Annotated in this window: 4 protein-coding genes; 2 read left to right on the top strand and 2 right to left on the bottom strand. The window is 70.9% G+C overall.

Annotated elements, in window-relative coordinates; translation table 11 throughout:
• Positions 1–132 precede the first annotated feature (132 nt).
• Both CSR00_RS28785 and CSR00_RS28780 read left to right on the top strand, forming a co-directional pair.
• Entirely contained in the window at positions 133–1068 is a 936-nt protein-coding gene (locus CSR00_RS28785; protein ID WP_176562323.1) for a DUF4328 domain-containing protein, read from the top strand.
• Between the two features lie 4 nt (positions 1069–1072).
• Complete coding sequence (locus CSR00_RS28780) at positions 1073–1900, top strand: glycerophosphodiester phosphodiesterase (protein WP_099025779.1); 828 nt, start codon at positions 1073–1075, stop codon at positions 1898–1900.
• 33 nt (positions 1901–1933) lie between these two features.
• Here the strand turns inward: CSR00_RS28780 and CSR00_RS28775 are convergent, their stop codons facing one another.
• Both CSR00_RS28775 and CSR00_RS28770 read right to left on the bottom strand, forming a co-directional pair.
• The gene (locus CSR00_RS28775; RefSeq protein ID WP_245906722.1) at positions 1934–2437 is read right to left on the bottom strand and encodes a ferritin; all 504 of its coding nucleotides are present in this window, start codon (positions 2435–2437) and stop codon (positions 1934–1936) included.
• Between the two features lie 184 nt (positions 2438–2621).
• Positions 2622–3710 carry an LCP family protein gene (locus CSR00_RS28770; RefSeq protein ID WP_176562322.1) on the bottom strand — a complete coding sequence of 363 codons (1089 nt, stop codon included), beginning with the start codon at positions 3708–3710 and terminating at the stop codon, positions 2622–2624.
• Between the last annotated feature and the right edge of the window lie 20 nt (positions 3711–3730).

Genomic DNA, 3730 nt, shown 5'->3' with positions numbered 1-3730 from the left:
GGACAGCACGCCGTGCAGCGCGATGGTCAGCTGACCCTCCTGCTAGTATCGCGGCTTACGGGCCAGTTTGTTCTTTAACGGGTGCGCCGCCAACCGGGATCAACGCATGGCGTATCGTCGGCAGCGTCAGTTGTGTATAAGAGACGGACGTGGGGCCGCCCTGCCGGTTCGGCGGCCGGCGCCGCCGGGCCGGGCCGCCCGCCCGGGTTCCGGTGGATCGCGGTGCGTCCCGGCGCCGCACCGGGGCCGCCGCGGCGGCCCCGTCACCAGGGCCCGACGCCGCGCTACGCCTTCATACCCCGCTGGGGTCTGTTGGATCCCGCCACCCAGGTTCGGCCGCCGGAGGCCGTGCCGGCGCGGTCGGGACCCGGCCCGGCCACCGTGCGGCGCACCCTGACCGCCACGGCCGTGGTCCTGGGCGTGGCCGCTCTGGCCCATCTGCTGCGCTACGTCCTGCTGCTCGTCAACCGGTCCGTGCTGTTGAATCCGCTGCTGGCGTCCACCGCGGTGTGGTTCGGCGTGGCGGCGAGCATCGCGGCGGTGCTGGCCGTCATCGGTTGTGCGGTGGTGCTGACCCGATGGCTGATCGCCCGGCGGGCGGCGGTGTTCGCCCACTACCACCGCAGTGAGCCTCGCCCGGAGTGGTCGTTGTGGGCCGGATGCCTGGTCCCGCTGGTGAACCTGGCGTGGGCGCCGGTCTATGTCCTCGAGATGGCCACCGCCGAGGGGGCCGCGTCCCGGATGCGCAAGCCGGTCACCGTGTGGTGGGTGCTGTGGCTGCTCAGCACCGCCACGTCGGTGTTCGCCACGGCCACCAGCTTCACGGCCGAGGCCCAGGGCATCGCCGACAACACGGTGAGCACGGTGCTGGCCTACCTACTGGCGACGGCGACCGTGGTGGTGATGGGCCGGGTGTACGACGGGTTCGAGCGCAAACCGGTCGAACGCCCCGCTCACCGGTGGGTCATGGTCGGCGCCGAGGCGCCCGCCGAGCAGTCGGTCGAGCGGCCGAGTTCGGGCGAATCGGCCGTTGCGGTTGAGCGGGCGGGCCGGGAACCGGCAGCATAGGCCTATGAGCCCGGCCGACGAGGTGCATGGTGGGCACCCGTTCGTGGTGGCCCACCGGGGTGCGTCGGCGGACCGGCCCGAACACACCCGGGCGGCCTACGAGCTGGCGCTTCGGGAGGGTGCCGACGCGGTCGAATGCGATGTCCGGCTCACCCGCGACGGTCACCTGGTGTGCGTGCACGATCGCCGCATCGACCGCACCTCGACCGGAAACGGGCTGGTCAGCGAGCTGACACTGGCTCAGCTTCGCAAGCTGGACTTCGGCGCCTGGCACGGCAGCTGGCGGCCGGACGGCAGTCACGGCCACACCGGCCTGCTGACGCTGGAGGAACTCGTCCGCCTCGTGCTGGACTGGAACCGGACGACGAAGATCTTCATCGAGACCAAGCACCCGGTGCGCTACGGGGCGCTGGTCGAAAGCAAGGTGCTGGCCCTGCTGCACCGCTACGGGATCGCCTCCCCGGCCTCCGCGGATCTGTCCCGCGCCGTGGTCATGTCGTTCTCGGCGGCCGCGGTCTGGCGGGTGCGCCGCGCGGCGCCCCTGCTGCCGACGGTTCTGCTCGGGGAAACCTCCCGCTACCTCGGCGGGAGCGCGGCGACCACGGTCGGTGCCACCGCGGTCGGCCCGTCGATCGCGACGTTGCGGGACCACCCCGAGTTGGTCGACCGCGCCGCCGCGCAGGGCCGGGCGCTGTACTGCTGGACGGTGGACCACTACGAGGACGTCGGATTCTGCCGCGACCTCGGTGTGGCCTGGATCGCGACCAACCACCCCGGCCGCACCAAGGTCTGGTTGCAGGACGGCCTCACCGGGGCCGGCCGGGACGGCTGACCGGCCCCGACCGGCGGCGGTGGGTCCGCCGGGTCAGAGCGCGCCGCCGGCGGCCGCCGGCGCGGTGGAATCGGCGGGCGCGGCCGCGAGTTCACGGGCCACGAAGTCCTCGAGGTGGAACAGGTTGTCCTGGGCGCGCTCGGCGATGCGCACCAGCGTGGTCATCGTCGAGACCTCTTCGACCTGCTCCTTGAGGAACCACTGCATGAACTGTTCGCCCAGGTAGTCGTGTTCGTCGCGGGCGGCGGCGGCCAACGCCGTGACCTGCTCGGTGACGGTGCGTTCCTGATCCAGCGACAGCGTCAGCGCCTCACGCGCGGAGCCGAAGTCGTTGCGCACCGGATCGGTGCCGGGGATCTCGACGCGGATGTCGCGGTCGAGCAGGTAGCGCACCAGCATCATGGCGTGGTTGCGCTCCTCGACGGCCTGGCGGTAGAAGTGGCCGGCCAGTTGCGGAAGGTCTGCGTCGTCGAAGTACACCGCGACCGCAATGTATTGCTGCGATGCCGTGAATTCGTTGCGGATTTGGTCCTGCATCAGGCCGTGGAATTTACTTTCAGAATTATTGTGATTGGTCACGGCTCTAACGATAGCGCAGGTCAGAGCATATTTCATCGAAGGTGATGCTAACTCAGGCAAGCTTTCCCTAAAGAATGCCCGCCGCCGAGTGGCGCCGCTCACAATTCCGTGTCGAGTTTGCTGACGGGGCCGGCGGGGCGCGTCAGGGTTGGGCGTCGAGCACGGATTGGGGTACCGGCGCGTCGGACCTCAGTGCCGCGAACAGCCGACCGGCCAGCTCGTCGTCCCAGACGACGACGTCGCCGGCGTTGTTGGAGGTGAATGCGCCGATCGGCACGGTCACGGTGGTGGTGCTGCCGCGCAGCCCCCAGGCCAGCCTGGCCAGATCCCAGACGTGATCGTCGGTGTCGACGGTCAGCGCGTTCGCGGCGGCGCGGGGGACGGCGTACCAGCGCCACGGGTTCAGCCAGACCGAGGGGCTGGCGGCGCGGTGCAGCAGGTCGGTCATGAACTGGCGTTGCTTGGTCATTCGGTCCAGATCGGCCCGCGGCGTCGCCCGGGAGCGTACGTAGCCCAGCGCGTCGACACCGTCGAGTCGCTGACAGCCGGTGGGCAGGTCGATCCCGGCCAGCGGATCGGCGATCGGCTCCGGGGGACACACCGTGACCCCGCCCAGGGCGTCCACCAGGCCGGGGAATCCGCCGAAGCCGATTTCGGCGTAGTGGTCCACGCGCAGGCCCGTGGCCTGCTCGACGGTTTGGGCCAGTAGTTGCGGGCCCCCCTCGGCGAACGCGGCGTTGATCTTGTCGCTGCCGTAGCCGGGGATCTCGACGTAGGAGTCGCGCGGGATGGAGACCATGGTGGTGGGCCCGGACGACCACGGCGCCGGAAGGTGGACCAGCAGGATCGTGTCGGTGCGGCTGTTGCCCAGGTCGCCGCCCGTGGTCAGTTGCGCCTGCTGTTCCTCGGTGAGGCCCTGCCGGCCGTCGGAGCCCACGAGCAGCCAGGTGGTGCCCGCGCCGGCGCCGGGCCGGCCGGGATAGTCGGTCAGCACCGCGGCACGGTGCACGCTCCGGTCGAACCAGAAACCGATCCCGGCGAGCGCGCCCACCGCCAGTAACAGCACTGCCAGCAGGGTCCGCAGGATCGGCGGTCGCCTGCGCTTGGTGCGTATCCGTGGTGGTGACGGTGGTGCGGCGCGGGACGGTTCGGCCGGGCGCCCGCGGCGCTTGGGCGCGGAGGGCGCCGGAGGTGCCGGAGGTGCCGGGGGTGGCTGCTGTCTCGTAGACAACTCTGACCCTGCCGACGAGA

This window comes from Mycolicibacterium palauense (assembly GCF_002592005.1).
Lineage (GTDB): Bacteria > Actinomycetota > Actinomycetes > Mycobacteriales > Mycobacteriaceae > Mycobacterium > Mycobacterium palauense.
The sequence above is the reverse complement of the archived record's forward strand: the minus strand, read 5'-3'. Positions and strand labels throughout refer to the sequence as shown.